The 14,080-nt window shown below is 60.1% G+C and carries 16 protein-coding genes and 2 pseudogenes; 9 read left to right on the top strand and 9 right to left on the bottom strand.

The window, feature by feature from the left end:
* Positions 1-77: 77 nt before the first annotated feature.
* Complete coding sequence (locus tag ACQ4WN_RS13665; protein ID WP_436552034.1) at positions 78-425, top strand: hypothetical protein; 348 nt, start codon at positions 78-80, stop codon at positions 423-425.
* Positions 426-546: 121 nt separating this feature from the next.
* Here ACQ4WN_RS13665 and ACQ4WN_RS13660 read toward each other — a convergent pair whose 3' ends face one another.
* From ACQ4WN_RS13660 to ACQ4WN_RS13640, 5 genes and pseudogenes are all read right to left on the bottom strand, one after another.
* The gene (locus tag ACQ4WN_RS13660) at positions 547-867 is read right to left on the bottom strand and encodes an ankyrin repeat domain-containing protein (protein ID WP_436552033.1); all 321 of its coding nucleotides are present in this window, start codon (positions 865-867) and stop codon (positions 547-549) included.
* Positions 868-1,130: 263 nt separating this feature from the next.
* Positions 1,131-1,871 carry a hypothetical protein gene (locus ACQ4WN_RS13655; protein ID WP_436552032.1) on the bottom strand — a complete coding sequence of 247 codons (741 nt, stop codon included), beginning with the start codon at positions 1,869-1,871 and terminating at the stop codon, positions 1,131-1,133.
* Between the two features lie 5 nt (positions 1,872-1,876).
* Positions 1,877-2,161: pseudogene (locus ACQ4WN_RS13650) on the bottom strand (putative toxin); the annotation flags it as partial.
* A 172-nt stretch (positions 2,162-2,333) separates the two neighbouring features.
* A complete protein-coding gene (locus tag ACQ4WN_RS13645; RefSeq protein WP_436552031.1) occupies positions 2,334-2,867 on the bottom strand; it encodes an ankyrin repeat domain-containing protein in 534 nt (177 codons plus the stop codon).
* A 39-nt stretch (positions 2,868-2,906) separates the two neighbouring features.
* On the bottom strand, positions 2,907-4,106 hold the full coding sequence (locus ACQ4WN_RS13640; protein WP_436552030.1) for a YbfB/YjiJ family MFS transporter: 1,200 nt from the start codon (positions 4,104-4,106) through the stop codon (positions 2,907-2,909).
* A gap of 307 nt (positions 4,107-4,413) precedes the next feature.
* Here ACQ4WN_RS13640 and ACQ4WN_RS13635 point away from each other — a divergent pair, with 307 nt between their 5' ends.
* The 4 genes from ACQ4WN_RS13635 (at position 4,414) to ACQ4WN_RS13620 (ending at position 7,075) form a co-directional block, all read left to right on the top strand.
* Positions 4,414-5,088: a CsgG/HfaB family protein gene (locus ACQ4WN_RS13635; protein ID WP_071077629.1), complete on the top strand. Its 675-nt coding sequence runs from the start codon at positions 4,414-4,416 to the stop codon at positions 5,086-5,088.
* A gap of 20 nt (positions 5,089-5,108) precedes the next feature.
* Positions 5,109-5,468: a DUF4810 domain-containing protein gene (locus tag ACQ4WN_RS13630; protein WP_230516614.1), complete on the top strand. Its 360-nt coding sequence runs from the start codon at positions 5,109-5,111 to the stop codon at positions 5,466-5,468.
* Complete coding sequence (locus ACQ4WN_RS13625; protein ID WP_436552029.1) at positions 5,465-6,127, top strand: DUF799 domain-containing protein; 663 nt, start codon at positions 5,465-5,467, stop codon at positions 6,125-6,127. Before ACQ4WN_RS13630 ends, ACQ4WN_RS13625 begins: the two co-directional genes overlap by 4 nt.
* A 705-nt stretch (positions 6,128-6,832) precedes the next feature.
* Positions 6,833-7,075 (top strand): hypothetical protein, encoded by a 243-nt coding sequence (locus ACQ4WN_RS13620; RefSeq protein WP_436552028.1) that lies wholly within the window; start codon positions 6,833-6,835, stop codon positions 7,073-7,075.
* A 57-nt stretch (positions 7,076-7,132) separates the two neighbouring features.
* Here ACQ4WN_RS13620 and ACQ4WN_RS13615 read toward each other — a convergent pair whose 3' ends face one another.
* The 4 genes and pseudogenes from ACQ4WN_RS13615 to ACQ4WN_RS13600 all read right to left on the bottom strand — a co-directional run bounded on the left by ACQ4WN_RS13615 (position 7,133) and on the right by ACQ4WN_RS13600 (position 8,974).
* On the bottom strand, positions 7,133-7,771 hold the full coding sequence (locus ACQ4WN_RS13615; RefSeq protein WP_219890033.1) for an NAD(P)H-dependent oxidoreductase: 639 nt from the start codon (positions 7,769-7,771) through the stop codon (positions 7,133-7,135).
* Positions 7,772-7,893: 122 nt separating this feature from the next.
* Positions 7,894-8,106, bottom strand: a complete 213-nt coding sequence (locus ACQ4WN_RS13610) for an aldo/keto reductase (RefSeq protein WP_436552027.1) — start codon at positions 8,104-8,106, stop codon at positions 7,894-7,896.
* Positions 8,107-8,177: 71 nt separating this feature from the next.
* Positions 8,178-8,309: pseudogene (locus ACQ4WN_RS13605) on the bottom strand (aldo/keto reductase); the annotation flags it as partial.
* Positions 8,310-8,686: 377 nt separating this feature from the next.
* Positions 8,687-8,974 (bottom strand): 7(1) septoil knot domain-containing protein, encoded by a 288-nt coding sequence (locus ACQ4WN_RS13600; protein WP_436552026.1) that lies wholly within the window; start codon positions 8,972-8,974, stop codon positions 8,687-8,689.
* Between the two features lie 197 nt (positions 8,975-9,171).
* Between ACQ4WN_RS13600 and ACQ4WN_RS13595 the strand changes: the two genes are divergently transcribed.
* The 4 genes from ACQ4WN_RS13595 (at position 9,172) to ACQ4WN_RS13580 (ending at position 14,062) form a co-directional block, all read left to right on the top strand.
* Positions 9,172-10,839: a DUF4394 domain-containing protein gene (locus ACQ4WN_RS13595; RefSeq protein ID WP_436552025.1), complete on the top strand. Its 1,668-nt coding sequence runs from the start codon at positions 9,172-9,174 to the stop codon at positions 10,837-10,839.
* A gap of 121 nt (positions 10,840-10,960) precedes the next feature.
* Positions 10,961-12,241 carry an arsenic transporter gene (locus ACQ4WN_RS13590; protein WP_436552024.1) on the top strand — a complete coding sequence of 427 codons (1,281 nt, stop codon included), beginning with the start codon at positions 10,961-10,963 and terminating at the stop codon, positions 12,239-12,241.
* A gap of 59 nt (positions 12,242-12,300) precedes the next feature.
* A complete protein-coding gene (locus ACQ4WN_RS13585) occupies positions 12,301-12,885 on the top strand; it encodes a TetR/AcrR family transcriptional regulator (protein ID WP_436552023.1) in 585 nt (194 codons plus the stop codon).
* Between the two features lie 76 nt (positions 12,886-12,961).
* Entirely contained in the window at positions 12,962-14,062 is a 1,101-nt protein-coding gene (locus ACQ4WN_RS13580) for an alkene reductase (RefSeq protein ID WP_436552022.1), read from the top strand.
* Positions 14,063-14,080: the final 18 nt, after the last annotated feature.

The following is a 14,080-nucleotide window of genomic DNA, read 5'->3' as shown; positions in this document are numbered from 1 at the left end:
CCATCCGGGTGGTAGAATATAAGGTGGATAATGTGCAATATAAAGTTACTTTTAAAAATAAAGTTTAAGGATGAAAAATGGAATCGAAAGATATTGAAATATCTAAGGAAATTGGACAATGTTTATATAGTGTCGCTCCTGAAGATGCAAAAATAATTTTGATGATTGCAGTCCTTTCTCCTGAAGGTGATGTTGGTCGATTTGAGTTTTATTCAAATAACGGAGTCGTTGAGAGAAATTTCTTCATCAGTGATTTAGAGACGGAGAAACTTCTTGGTTTGGTTGGTGAGCATCAGCAATTCATGGTCAGCAATAATCAGCCTGCATGGACACGTTGCGAATTTACGGTAAATGTTGATGCCGGTAAATTCTCTATGGAGCTGGGTTATGAGGCGGATTTATTTAAAGAAGGTTCGTTACGATAATTGATAGGTGACTTTTCATCGGTATGGTGAGGTCTCGTTGAAATGGCGAAGCCTCATTCCGTCCGTGAAATTGTTACTGATCCTGGGTGCCGCAGCACCGGAGCAGATCAAACCGCCGCATTCACGTCGTCTGCCCCAAGCCGACCAGGCGGGCGAGGGTCTCCTGCGCATTCTTGCTCCTGGCCAGCGAAACGGCAGTCATGCCGCGGCTGTCCACGGCATCGATGCGGGCGCCGTGTTGCAGCAGCAGGTCGAGGATGGCCAGGCGATTGAACATGGCGGCCATCATCAAGGGGGTCTTGCCATCCGGGCTGCTGCCTTCCACCTTGGCGCCGTGCTGGAGCAGCAGTTCGGCGATGTCCAGGTAGCCCTTGTAGGCCACACCGGCGAGCTGCGTCTGGCCCTCGTCGCAGGAGCCGGGAGCCGGGGTCAGGTCCGCCATTTGAGGGAGCCGGGGTCAGATCCTCCATTCGTACACGATCTCAGCTTTGCTCATCTCTATTTGTGGCAAGTTGCGCTCTACTAAATGCCGATACGGCACGACTGACTGTCCTTGAAAAGCGGTGGCGATGTGGGGCATGGTTTGGACATCGGCATGGCTGAGGTCGTGTCTGAATAGCGGACCTCGCCTCGTGGCCCCGCCTCGGTATCTGACCCCGGCCTCGCTCCGGCCCTCGCGAATGACGGACCGGGTCCTCGTCCTGTTCATTCATCATCTTCGCCTTTGAAAAAATTCTGAGGAAACAATTTCCTCATTTCTTCGCGTCGCTCCGAAAAAATAGCGAAATTATCATTAACATCCGCAATGTTTTGCGTCACTCTGACAATAAATCCATCACCAATATTTTCCACAAAAAATCCTGATTCTTCTAATTTTTTAATATCGATATCTTTACAAAAATCAGGGCCATAGTACATAGCCCATCCTATCCCGGAAATTTCCGGATTCAGTGACGCATTAAAAGATCCCAAACGAAAACTATCGTACTGGCCAAGATCTTTCAATTCTTCTTCAACAAATAAATGTAGCATGCCAATTTGCGGAGGAAGAATGCAACACCACGACTTAAATAATTCATAAAAATTTACTTTTGATGCGTAGTCCGAAGTAAAGCTGATTTCACCAGGAACAATCTGAGATTTTATATTTCTCTTTGTATGCGTCACATAACCCAAAGATTTCACCGATTTTTTCCTCCGCCAAGCAAATGTTTCCGCAACTTCAAACGTTCCTCCGCTATAACTCAAAGTGACAGGAGTCGCCCAGAACTTTTCAACACACTTTTTTCCAAGAAACGGTGCATCAAATTTATCTGGATTATGAGAAATTTGCTCAGGAAGGAGACTCCCTTGAGATTCACACAAACTATCTAAAATATGTCTCCCAACACGCCAATTAACTGTTTCGCTCTTTGTCCTGACATTAATTTTTATATACTTTTTCATGATGGTTATATTTTCTGAATGGTTTTTGCGACAGGAATATATGCGTATATTTCCCCGTCCGTTTTTTTAATTTCAGCGACAAGATTCTTGGATGTGGTTTTATTTCTTGGACTAACTACAAGATTGAGTGGCTGTCCAGTCTCCTGTGCAATTTGCACTTGCGCTCTAAACTGAGGCGACAGAGATAAATCAACCACATTTTTTGCTTCAATCATTCCTCCAACATTTTTCCCGCTTTTATCTACAATTGTCTTAACCTCGCGCCCATCCGCCAACCTGACAGTTATCGCTGTAGTATTTTTCTCCGCACCAACATGTTTAGAGAGGGTTCGTTGCGATAATTGATAGGTGACTTTTCATCGGTATGGTGAGGTCTCGTTGAAATGGCGAAGCTTCATTCCGTCCGTGAAATCGTTACTGATCCTGGGTGCCGCAGCACCGGAGCAGATCAAGCCGCCGCATTCACGTCGTCTGCCCCAGGCCGACCAGGCGGGCCAGGGTTTCCTGCGCATTCATGGACTTGGCCAGCGAAACGGCAGTCATGCCGCGGCTGTCCACGGCATCGATGCGGGCGCCGTGTTGCAGCAGCAGGTCGAGGATGGCCAGGCGGTTGAACATGGCGGCCATCATCAACGGTGTCTTGCCGTCCGGGCTGGCACCTTCTACCTTTGCGCCATGCTTGAGCAGCAGCTCGGCGATCTCCAGGTAGCCCTTGTAGGCCACCCCGGCGAGCGGCGTCTGGCCCTGGTCGTTCGGGACGTTGGCGTCGGCGCCCGCGGCGAGCAGCAGGCGTGACGTTTCAAGGTGGCCATGGTAGCTGGCCAGCATGATCAGGCTGTCGCCTTTTTCGTTGCGGAAGTTCACTGGCACGCCCTGGGCAAGCATGGCGCCCAGTTGCTGCGTGTCGCCTTCGCGTACCAGGGCGAACAGGCTCTGGATGAATTCCAATGTTTCGGCATCCATCGTTGGCGGGATTTTTCGTGCATCGGTGTTCATCGTGTTCTTTCCGCGAAGGTGGTCAATGCCTGCAGTCGGCTATGCGGCCGGCGCCAGCGCCTTTTGCCGCGAAGCCAGCGCCGCGCCGATAAAGAGAGCCATGGCCGAGGCGATCAAACCCCGTTCCAGGCCGGCGGGGCCGTCGGCGATCCAGCCGACCACGATGGGGCCGACGATCTGGCCCAGCGCGAATGCCGTCGTGTAGGCGCTGATGCCTGCTGTCCAGGATTGCTGGGGCAGGTTATGCCGCACCAGGGCCGTGGTCGATGCCACCACCGACAGGAAGACGGCGCCGAAGACCAGCCCGGAGAGGAATACGACGGGCGCAAAGCTCGTCAGCGCCGGCAGGATGGTCACTGCGCCCAGCACGCCATTCAAGATTGCCAGCGATTCACCGCCCTTGTAGCGGTCCAGCATGCGCGCCCAGATACGCGACGACGCCACCACCGCCAGGCCCAATACAGTGTAGAACACGGTGATCAAGGTGGCGCTCATGCCTTGCTGCTTGAGCAGGGCGATGACGAAGGTCATGTAGCCGATGTAGCCAACGCCAAACATGAAATAGCCGGCCAGGCTGGGCAAGAAATCGCGCCAGGCGAAAGGCCGCGGCGTGGCGAGGGCGCGCGGCGCTTCGCCGATTGCTTTCGCCGGCAAGGCCATGATGGCGGTAGCGAGCAGACAGGCGATCCCGAGTGCCAGCCATGGCCATTGCCACGCATGCGCGGCGCCGTGCTCCTGGGCGGACGTCAGCGCCGCCGGCACCAGCAGGGCCGACAGCGCGATGCCGAAGCCCGTGCCGCCGTAATACAGGCCGATGTAGAACCCGGCGTGCTGGCTGTGCATGGAACCGAGCCGCGCCGCCAGCACGCCGCCGGCGATGAACATGAAGGCGCTGGCCACGCCCGCGCACACGCGCTGCAGGAACAGGGTGGTCGTGTCGCTGACGAGGCCTGACATCAGCATGAAGATGCTGGCCAGCACGGAACCGATGATCAGCAAACGCCACACGCCCAGGCGGCGCATCAGCGCTGGCGTGGCCAGGGCGCCGAGAAAATAGCCGAGCGCATTGAAGGTGTTCATGGTGCCAGCCAGCAGGTAGGACCAGCCCAGGTCGGCGCGCATGGGCGGCAACAGCAAGCCATACGAAAAGCGCGATAGCCCCAGAGCGACTGCGGCGCCCAGCGAGAGCGCCAGCGCCGTGGCCAGCGGATGGGATGGGGAATGATCGTGTGACGGCATGGCCTGAGACCCATCGATGTGAAAAGGCGTAGTGGAGTTGGCGCCGGGGTGGGGCAGCTCGGCGGGCAAGGTCTGTCGGTGGTGGCAATCGCCGCACGCCGTTTTTTACTGCCAAGTTAATGAATTGAACTTGAGAAGTCAAGCATGCGTCGTGCCTGCATAGTGCTGGCAATCATGCAATCCTTGTCATCGTTACTTTTGGAGAGAATTGTGAGACATGCAATACCATATAATTGCAATTAGGAAATTAACTTGCCTAAAATCAATTTCGCAGGTTGCTCCTGATCATCCATATCATAAGGGCACTATGAACAAGAATAAACCTGGCGCGTTGTTGATTGCAGCGCTGATTGGCGCGGCTTTGGCTGGCTGCGCTTCCGAATCCTCGCAAGCCCTGGCTGTCCCCACGGTTGCCAGCGCAGCCCGTCCCTACGTTGGTCCACGCACCCTGATCGCTGTCGGTAAATTCGACAACCGCTCGAACTTCATGCGCGGCATCTTTTCTGATGGCGTCGACCGCCTGGGTAGCCAGTCGAAAACGATTTTGATTGCGCACCTGCAGACGTCCAACCGTTTCAATGTGCTCGACCGCGACAACATGGCCGAGCTCAAGCAGGAAGCGGAGTTCAAGAAGCAGGGCCAGAACATCAAGGGCGCGGACTTCGTCGTGACCGGCGACGTGACCGAATTCGGCCGCAAGGAAGTGGGCGACAAGCAATTGTTCGGCATCATGGGCCGCGGCAAGACGCAAGTGGCCTATGCCAAGGTCACCTTGAACGTCGTCAATATCGCCACCTCGGAAGTCGTGTACTCGGCCGGCGGCGCTGGCGAATACAGCTTGTCGAACCGTGAAGTCCTGGGCTTTGGCGGCACCGCCAGCTATGACGCCACTCTCAACGGCAAGGTACTGGACCTGGCCATGCGCGAAGCGGTAGAGCGCCTGGTGGCTGGCGTCGAAGCGGGCGCACTGCGCAAACAATAAGGTATCCCATGAAACAGACAATGATGAATAAGGGCGCAGCCCTGCTGGCCTTGCTCGCCTGTGCCGCACTGACCGGTTGCGCCACGCAATCGAAGACCCTGTACCAATGGGAAGGCTACCAGCCGCAAGTGTACGAATACCTGAAGGGTGAAAGTCCGGAGCAGCAGATGGCTGCCATGGAAAAAGACTTGCAAGTGATCGCTGCGAAGGGCAACCATGCGCCGCCGGGTTTCCATGCCCACCTGGGCATGCTGTACTCGATCGCGGGCAAGCCGGAGCAGGTTGCCGCGCAATTCGAAGACGAGAAAAAGCTTTTCCCGGAATCGACGCCGTACATGGACTTCCTGTTGGGTAAATTGAAAAAAGGCGAGAAATTATGATGTCGCGCATGTTGAAAATGGCCCTGTGCCTGGGTCCTGCCATCTTCATGGTCGGTTGCGCCACCAAGCAGGCCGCGTATGACTATACGGCCTTCAAGGCGGCCAAGCCACGTTCCATCGTGGTCTTGCCGCCGTTGAACAATTCGCCGGAAGTCAATGCCGGCAACAGCGTCTACGCGCAAGTGACCTATCCGCTGGCTGAAGCGGGCTACTACGTGCTGCCGGTGGCCGTGGTCGGTGAAACCTTCAAGCAGAACGGCTTGACGAACGCTGCCGATATCCACGGTGTCGATGCGAAAAAGCTCAACGAGATCTTTGGCGCCGATGCGGGTCTGTACGTGACGATCTCCAGGTACGGCACGACCTACGCCGTGATCGACAGCGTGACGGTGGTCTCGGTCGATGCCAAGCTGGTGGACCTGAAGACGGGCGCCTTGCTGTGGCAGGGTGCTGCCAGCGCTTCGAGCAACGAAGGCAACAACAGCGGTGGCGGCGGCCTGGTCGGCATGCTGGTGACGGCGGCGGTCAAGCAGATCATCAACACCAGCACCGATGCCAGCCATCCTATCGCCGGCACGGCGAATGCGCGGCTGCTGTCGGCCGGAGTGCCGAATGGCTTGCTGTACGGTCCCCGTTCGGAACGCTATCTGGCGCAGTAATCGTTCGATAACACCCCGCACAGGCCCTGCACCCGCCAGGGCCTGTTGGGGGCATTGCCCGGCGAGCTTCGCCGCATCGTTTGCCGTGATGACCAGCGCCAGAGGAAATCGCGGACTCGTCGTCCGGCGCTGTTTTTCTTGAACCCGCAGAGCAATGACCAGATGCATGCCGGGCAAGTGTTGAAGGGCGTGCCTGGGACCACAGAATCGTTCGTCTACGATCATCAAGTCCCGATCAACGTGTGCAGCGATGGTGCCGACGACAACATGAAGATGATGTCGGAGTGCCAGTCCCTGCAACCACAGGCCAGTCTGACACCGCAACTGGTACGTCAACGCCAGGCCCGTCTTGAGCATGCAGCATGTCGATGCTCACTCGGCCACGATGCAGTCCGTGGTACCGGCCACGGCCTCCGAAGTGGACCTTGCGTTGAACCGCAACCGGGGCCTGTGAGACTTCGATTTCAGCGCCAGCTAAAGCGCGGGCCCCGGCGCCGCTCACACGTCGACGGCCAGATCGTCGAAGTCGGCCAGGCTGCCGCGATGGCAACGATGCGGAGCTGGCGCTGGCCGGGGTCGCCTACGATTTGATACTGCTGGACCTGGGCTTGCCCGGCTAGGAGGGTATGGAGGTACTGCGTACCATACGTGCGCGGGCATTTCGCTGTTCCGCTCGCTGTTGGAAGAAGCCAGCTGGAAGCGGCCGTGGCCGAGCACAGCGCGCTGGCCGACAGCTGCGCAATCGACCTGAGCGTGGTGGATACGTTGCCGGCCAGGGTGCTGGCGCAGGCCGACCCAGAGGGCTTGCAAGTGTTGCTGAGTAACCTGATCGACAACGCCTTGCGCTACACGCAGCAGGGCGGCAGGGTCGATTTGCAGGCCGCGCTGGAAGATGGCGCGGCGGGGCGGGGCTTGCAGGTGACGGTGCGCTTCCCGCAAGCGGCCTGAATGTAAAAAAAGCGGATGCCGTCGCCAGCATCCGCTTTTCAGTCACGGGCCAGGAGCTTACGCCAGCTCGGTGATGAACTGCTCGCGCGCAGGGCGCACTTTTTTCAAGTCCACCAGCCAGTCGCCCTCGTCGGCGCGGTAGCCGAGCGGCAGCATGACGACGGAGCGCAGGCCTTTTTCGCGCAAGCCCAGGATTTCATCGACCTTGGCCGGATCAAAGCCTTCCATCGGCGTCGAATCGACTTTTTCCTGCGCCGCGGCGATCAGGGCCGTGCCCACGCCGATATACGCCTGGCGCGCCGCGTGCTGGTAGTTGGTTTCCGCATCGCGCTGCGGATACGTGGCCAGGATTTGCTGGCGGTAGGCTTCCCAGCCTTCATTCTTGAAGCCGCGCACGGTGTTGACCAGGTCAAAGCGCGCGTTGATGCGTTCTACCGTGTAATTGTCCCAGGCAGCAAACACCAGCAGGTGCGAAGCGTCCGTCACTTGCGACTGGTTCCACGCATGCGGCTTGATCTGCTCGCGCAGGGCCGGATTCGTCACGACGAATACTTCATACGGGTGCAGTCCGCTGGAGCTGGCCGTCAGGCGCACGGCTTCCAGGATGCGCTCGACCTTGTCTTGCGGCACCGTTTTAGTGGGGTCCATCTTCTTGGTGGCGTAGCGCCATTGCAGTGTTTCGAGCAAATCGGACATATAAATCCCTCTCATAATGAATAGTTCAGATTGGAAATGATAGCGGATTCAGGCATTTCAAGTGCGGCGGGCAAAAAGAACCTGTATTGCGTACTCAAGTTAGCGCAGCCAGGCGCCGTTGTCTACAGGTCAAGCATGGCAAGCTCAACCTTCGGGTAGCGCGCGCCCTGCACGCTGGCGGGCAGCACCTCGGCTTTCACGTCGCGGCTCCACAGCGAGTATTCGGATTGCACCGCCGCAATCGGATGCACGACGTGGGTGCGGCGCAGGGTGGCGGCCGACACTTCCGACAGCCCCAGGTGGCGCGCCTGGCCCGCCCGCACCAGATTCGCCATGGCGCCCCCCCCACGTCTTCGTTGGGCACGGCGGGGTCCACGCGGTGTTGATCCTGCAGGTCGATAAACTCGATGCCCAGCCTGGCCAGCGATGCTTCCAAGGTCTGGACGATGTGCTCCGGGCGGCTGTCCACGCCCGCCATGCGTCCCACACCCTGGCCGTGGGGCAGGATCTTGAAGCCGAACTTGGTGGCGATGTTCACCTTGCCGCGCCGCTGCCAACGGACTTGCCGGCGCGCCGTCCCGATATTTTGCAGGCCGAATATGCGCTTGCAGTACGAGCGAGCGATCCAGGCAGCGTTTTGGGATGGGTTTGCAACTGGGTTTCGCTGATCTGGCCGTCGCGCAAGGCGATGGTGATGACGGTGGGCGAAGTGTGCGCCGCGTTGCTGACGCCTGTCGTTAATGGCTGCATTATGCCCTGGCCCTGGTGCAGCGGAAGCAGTGCGATGTAGTTCGTTCAATCCTGGAATGTGGCGCCATCGCCCCAGATGGCGTCGTTCGGCGCCTTGCCGAATACGAGGTCAGGGTTGCCGGGTTCCAGCAAAATCAAATCCATGACGCGCTCCTCCGCCTGATGTCAGGCGTCGCCGTGCGACAGGCAGCCCTTGTACCGATGTGGCCTGGCCCAGCCTGCTTCGCTGGCCTGGTCGACAAAACAGATGGTCAGCTGCGCAAAGCCTTGCGAGGTGAAATACACGCTGGCCGTGGCATCCTGGCGCTCACGGGTGATGAACCATTGCGCGTCACCATGCGCCAGGCCCAGGCTGGCAACGCGGTGTACGAACAAGTCGGCGTTGCCGCGCGGCACGATGGCCACCCGCAAGTCGGCTTCGCCCATGTTGTTGGTCTGAAAGATGCGCGCCACTGTCCTGCCTCCTGTTTCAATCCTGCCTGCGACTATACATCGATTAAGTTGCTTAAAGACAATCACAAACGGCGGTGCAGACATTTTTTTTCCACCGCTGCATCCAAAAGCGCGCATGGCGGGTAGTACCGGGGTGCGCTCGCTGCAATAGCGGCTTGGGCGGCACTTCCATTCACTCACTTACCGGAGTCACGCTCATGTCCACGCTACCATCCTTGCCATTTGCCAAGCTGTTGCTCGCTTCCGCCGTCGCCATTGCCCTGTCCGCATGCGGGGGCGGCGACAGCCACGACAATGTCGTCGTCGCGCCCCCGCCGCCACCGCCGCCAGTGGTCGTCACGGGCGACGTGTTTGTGCTAACGGCCAGCAATAAACTGTTGTCGTTCGACCGCGCCGCGCCGGGCACCATTCGCAGCGCTGTCACCGTGACGGGCTTGCAGGCGGGGGAAAACCTGCTGGGCATCGATTTCCGGCCCGCCGATGGCCAACTGTATGGCGTCGGCAGCACGGGCCGCATCTACACCTTGAATGGCAGCACGGGCGCCGCCACCGTGAAAGCCAGCCTGGCGGCCGATGCGGCCGACACCACGGCGCCCTACACCGCGCTGGCCGGCACGGAATTTGGCGTCGATTTCAACCCCGTCGCCGACCGCCTGCGCATCGTTAGCAACACGGGCCAGAGCCTGCGCATCAATGTCGATACGGGCGCCACCACCACGGATGGCAACATCAATGGCGGCGTGGCCAGCACCGCCATCACGGCCGCCGCCTATACCAACAGTTTCGCCGGCACGGCCAGCACCACTTTATTTGTTATCGATGGGGTCAACGCCACGCTGTACACGCAAAATCCGCCGAACAACGGCACCCTGGCCAGCGCCGTGCCGCTGGGCGTGGCCGCCACGGCGGTGGCCGGTTTCGACATCGATGCGCGCACGAATACGGGCTACGCCGTGATGACGGTGGCCGGCACGCGCAATCTGTACAGCGTCAACCTGGCGGCGGCCAGCGCCCCGGCGACCCTGGTAGCGGCCATCGGTGTGACGGAAGAGCTGCGCGGCATCGCCTTGGCGCCTCTGGCGGCACCCGTCGCCTACGGCTTGACGGACGATGGCCGCATCGTCACCTTCAAGACCGCTACGCCAAACACGCTCGATGCCAACGTGGCCGTCACGGGCCTGGCGGCGGGCGAGCGCCTGCTGGGCTTTGACATTCGTCCCAAGGATGGTTTGCTGTACGGGATATCCTCGACGGGCCGTATCGTCACCATCGACCCGGCTACGGGCGCCGTCACCGTCAAGGCGACGCTGGCGGCCGACGCGGCGGACACCAGCGCGCCGTACACGGCCATCGCCGGCACGGCCTTTGGCGTGGATTTCAACCCTGTCGCCGACCGCCTGCGCGTGATCGGTAACACGGGGCAAAGCCTGCGCATCAATGTTGACACGGGCGCCACCACCACCGATGGCGCCATCAACCGCGCGGGTGCGGCGCCTGTCGTCACGGCAGCGGCCTATACCAACAGCTTTGCGGGCACGGTGACGACCATGCTGTTCGATATCGACACGGCCAGCGCCAGTCTCGCCCTGCAAAACCCGCCGAATGACGGTACCCTGGCCAATGTGGGGCTGCCGGGCGCGCTCGGTGTCGCCGTGGCGGGCGACGTGGGCTTCGATATCGCGGGCGGCGCCAACGGGCTGGCGCTGGCTGTGCTGCGCACGGCGGCCGGCGGCCCCAGCTCGCTGTACCGCATCGACCTGGCGACGGGGGCGGCGGTGCTGAGTGGCGGCGCGGCCACGCCGGCCCTCTCTGCCATCGGCAATGGGACGGTGGGATTGAGCGATATCGCCATCGCCCTGAAGTAGGGCAGCTTCGCCGCAGTCTTTGCATTCATTCAATAATTCCAGTATTATGGAATTATTGTTGACATTCACAGGCTGCGGCGCATGGTGCCCGCGATGCCGCACCGCACGGGACTCTCACCGCATGCTGACCGCTTTCCTCATCTTTCTCGCTACCCTGATCCTCGTCATCTGGCAACCGCGCGGCCTGGGCATCGGCTGGAGCGCCGTCATCGGCGCTGGCGTCGCCTTGCTGGCTGGCGTGATCCACTGGGGCGACATCCCCGTCGTCTGGCATATCGTGTGGAACGCCACCGGCACCTTCGTCGCGGTAATTATCATCAGCCTGCTGCTGGACGCGGCTGGCTTCTTCGAATGGGCTGCGCTGCACGTGGCGCGCTGGGGCGGCGGTAGTGGCCGAAAGTTGTTTATCTTGCTGGTCTTTCTGGGCGCTGCCGTATCCGCCGTGTTCGCCAATGACGGCGCCGCGCTGATCCTGACGCCCATCGTCATCGCCATGCTCCGGGCGCTCAAATTCTCCACCAAAGCCACGCTGGCCTACGTGATGGCGGCCGGTTTCATCGCCGATACGGCCAGCCTGCCGCTGGTGGTGTCGAACCTGGTGAATATCGTCTCGGCCGATTTCTTCAAGATCGGCTTTGCCGAGTACGCGTCTGTGATGGTGCCCGTCAACGTCGTCGCCGTGCTGGCAACCTTGGCGGCCTTGCTGCTCTTTTTCCGCCAGGATATTCCGCGCGACTATGAAGTGGCGCAGCTGAAACGCCCGGACGCCGCCATTCGCGACCTGGCTACCTTCCGTGCCGGCTGGCTGGTGCTGGCGCTGCTGCTGGTGGGATTTTTCTCGCAAGAAGCCCTCGGTGTGCCCATCAGCCTGATTGCCGCCGTGGGCGCCGCTCTGCTGCTGGGCGTGGCGGGCAAGGGGCACGTGATTTCCACGCGCCACGTGCTGCGCCATGCGCCGTGGCATATCGTCGTCTTTTCGCTAGGCATGTACCTGGTCGTGTATGGCTTGCGCAATGCGGGCTTGACGGCTTACCTGACGGGCATGCTGAATCACTTTGCGCAGTACGGCGTGTGGGGCGCAGCCATGGGCACGGGCGTGCTGACGGCCTTGCTGTCGTCCGTGATGAACAACCTGCCGACGGTGCTGGTGGGCGCGCTGGCCATCGACCCCACGACGGCGCAGGGAGCTGTGCGCGAAGCGATGATTTACGCGAACGTCATCGGCAGCGACCTGGGACCGAAGATTACGCCCATCGGCAGCCTGGCCACCTTGCTGTGGCTGCATGTGCTCGACAGCAAGGATATCCACATTTCCTGGGGCTACTATTTCCGCGTCGGCATCGTGTTGACCGTGCCCGTTCTGCTGCTGACCCTGGCGGCATTGGCGCTGCGCGTGGGGTGATGCCAGAGGCGAATATCGTTTACTAGACGATCGGTCATATTTATTGCTATACTGGCCGCATGAGCAAAAAATCCTCCGCTGACATGCGCCAGCACCTGATCGATATCGCCAAGGCCTTGATGGCCGAGAAGGGCTATACGGCCGTGGGCCTGGCGGAACTGGTGGCGGCGGCCGGCGTGCCGAAAGGTTCCTTTTACTATTATTTCAAGTCGAAGGAAGAGTTTGGTCAAGCCTTGCTCGATGATTATTTCAGCAGCTATCTGCAAACGGTCGACGCCTTGCTGGCGGGGCCTGGCAATGCCCGTGAGCGCCTGCTGGCCTATTTTGACTACTGGAGCACGACCCAGGCTAGCAGCGCGCCGGAAGGCAAATGCCTGGTGGTCAAACTGGGCGCCGAAGTGTGCGACTTGTCTGTGGACATGGGCGCCGTGCTGCAGCAAGGCACGGGCGCCATCCTGGAACGCCTGACGCAGTGCGTGGAAGCGGGCCATTTCGACGGTTCCGTGGCGACGACAACGCCGGCGCGCACGCTGGCGGAATCCCTTTACCAGTTGTGGCTGGGTGCTTCCCTGATGGTCAAGGTCGCCAAGAGCGGCGGGCCATTCGACTCGGCAATGTCGACGACACAACGGCTGCTGTCGTAGCCGTTTTTTTTAACTACAAACTAGACGACCGGTCAGTTATTTCCGGTTTTTTCTCATACGACATGAAAGCAATACGATGACCGAGCAGCATGAAAGCGATTTGTTCTCTCCCGTCAATCTGGGTGCGCTGGCCTTGGCCAACCGCATCGTCATGGCGCCGCTCACGCGCAGCCGCATGGACGACGACGGCGTGCCGCATGGCTTGCATGCCGAGTATTACGCCCAGCGCGCCGGCGCCGGCCTGATCATCAGCGAAGCGACGAATATCTCAGCCCAGGGGCGCGGCTACGCCATGACGCCAGGGATCTGGACGGACGCGCAGGTGGCTGGCTGGAAGCTGGTTACCGATGCCGTGCATGCGGCCGGCGGCAAGATTGTCTGTCAACTGTGGCATGTGGGACGGTTTTCACATGCCGGTCTGCAGCCTGATGGCGCGGCGCCTGTGGCGCCTTCCGCCATCCGGGCTGAGGGCTGCACCTATACCGCCAGCGGCATGCAAGCCGTGTCCATGCCGCGCGCGCTGGACACGCAGGAAATGGCCGGCATCGTCGCGCAGTATGCGCATGCGGCCGAATGCGCGCTGCGCGCCGGTTTCGATGGCGTCGAGGTGCATTCGGCCAATAGCTACCTGCTCGACCAGTTCCTGCGCGATTCGACCAACCGGCGCACGGACTCTTATGGCGGCAGCATCGAAAACCGTGCGCGGCTGCCCCTGGAAGTGACGCAAGCCGTGGTGAACGTCTGGGGCGCGTCGCGGGTCGGCATCCGCCTGCCTCCCGTCACGCCCGACGCCGGCAACACGCCCGTCGACAGCGACGTGATGGCCACCTATGGCTATCTGATCGAACAGTTGAATCGCCATGGACTGGCCTATCTGCACTTTGTGGAAGGCGCCACGGCGACTTCACGCGATGTGCCGGCAGGCGTCGACCTCGATGCGTTGCGTGCGCTGTTCAACGGCCCGTATATCGGCAACAACCATTACGACTTGCCACTGGCGCTGGCGCGCCGCACAGAGGGCAAGGTCGATGCGGTGGCGTTTGGCCGTCCCTTCATCGCCAACCCGGACCTCGTGGCGCGCCTGCGCCGTGGGGTGGCGCTGGCCGTGGCGCCGCGCGAGGCGTATTACGGTGGTGGCGCCCATGGCTACACCGACTGGCCCGCAAGCCTGTCCTGATTTCTTTTTCACCCACCC

Source organism: Janthinobacterium pasteuri (assembly GCF_051380775.1).
GTDB lineage: Bacteria > Pseudomonadota > Gammaproteobacteria > Burkholderiales > Burkholderiaceae_D > Janthinobacterium.
Note: the sequence above shows the minus strand (reverse complement) of the source record. Positions and strands in the feature narration are given on the sequence as shown.

Coding starts and splice junctions, on each gene's coding strand:
- ACQ4WN_RS13645 (WP_436552031.1), bottom strand. CDS start 2,867: ATGAACACCGATGCACGAAAAATCCCGCCAACGATGGATGCCGAAACA.
- ACQ4WN_RS13665 (WP_436552034.1), top strand. CDS start 78: ATGGAATCGAAAGATATTGAAATATCTAAGGAAATTGGACAATGTTTA.
- ACQ4WN_RS13660 (WP_436552033.1), bottom strand. CDS start 867: ATGGCGGACCTGACCCCGGCTCCCGGCTCCTGCGACGAGGGCCAGACG.
- ACQ4WN_RS13625 (WP_436552029.1), top strand. CDS start 5,465: ATGATGTCGCGCATGTTGAAAATGGCCCTGTGCCTGGGTCCTGCCATC.
- ACQ4WN_RS13610 (WP_436552027.1), bottom strand. CDS start 8,106: ATGGCGAATCTGGTGCGGGCGGGCCAGGCGCGCCACCTGGGGCTGTCG.
- ACQ4WN_RS13640 (WP_436552030.1), bottom strand. CDS start 4,106: ATGCCGTCACACGATCATTCCCCATCCCATCCGCTGGCCACGGCGCTG.
- ACQ4WN_RS13655 (WP_436552032.1), bottom strand. CDS start 1,871: ATGAAAAAGTATATAAAAATTAATGTCAGGACAAAGAGCGAAACAGTT.
- ACQ4WN_RS13635 (WP_071077629.1), top strand. CDS start 4,414: ATGAACAAGAATAAACCTGGCGCGTTGTTGATTGCAGCGCTGATTGGC.
- ACQ4WN_RS13590 (WP_436552024.1), top strand. CDS start 10,961: ATGCTGACCGCTTTCCTCATCTTTCTCGCTACCCTGATCCTCGTCATC.
- ACQ4WN_RS13630 (WP_230516614.1), top strand. CDS start 5,109: ATGATGAATAAGGGCGCAGCCCTGCTGGCCTTGCTCGCCTGTGCCGCA.
- ACQ4WN_RS13580 (WP_436552022.1), top strand. CDS start 12,962: ATGACCGAGCAGCATGAAAGCGATTTGTTCTCTCCCGTCAATCTGGGT.
- ACQ4WN_RS13615 (WP_219890033.1), bottom strand. CDS start 7,771: ATGTCCGATTTGCTCGAAACACTGCAATGGCGCTACGCCACCAAGAAG.
- ACQ4WN_RS13585 (WP_436552023.1), top strand. CDS start 12,301: ATGAGCAAAAAATCCTCCGCTGACATGCGCCAGCACCTGATCGATATC.
- ACQ4WN_RS13595 (WP_436552025.1), top strand. CDS start 9,172: ATGTCCACGCTACCATCCTTGCCATTTGCCAAGCTGTTGCTCGCTTCC.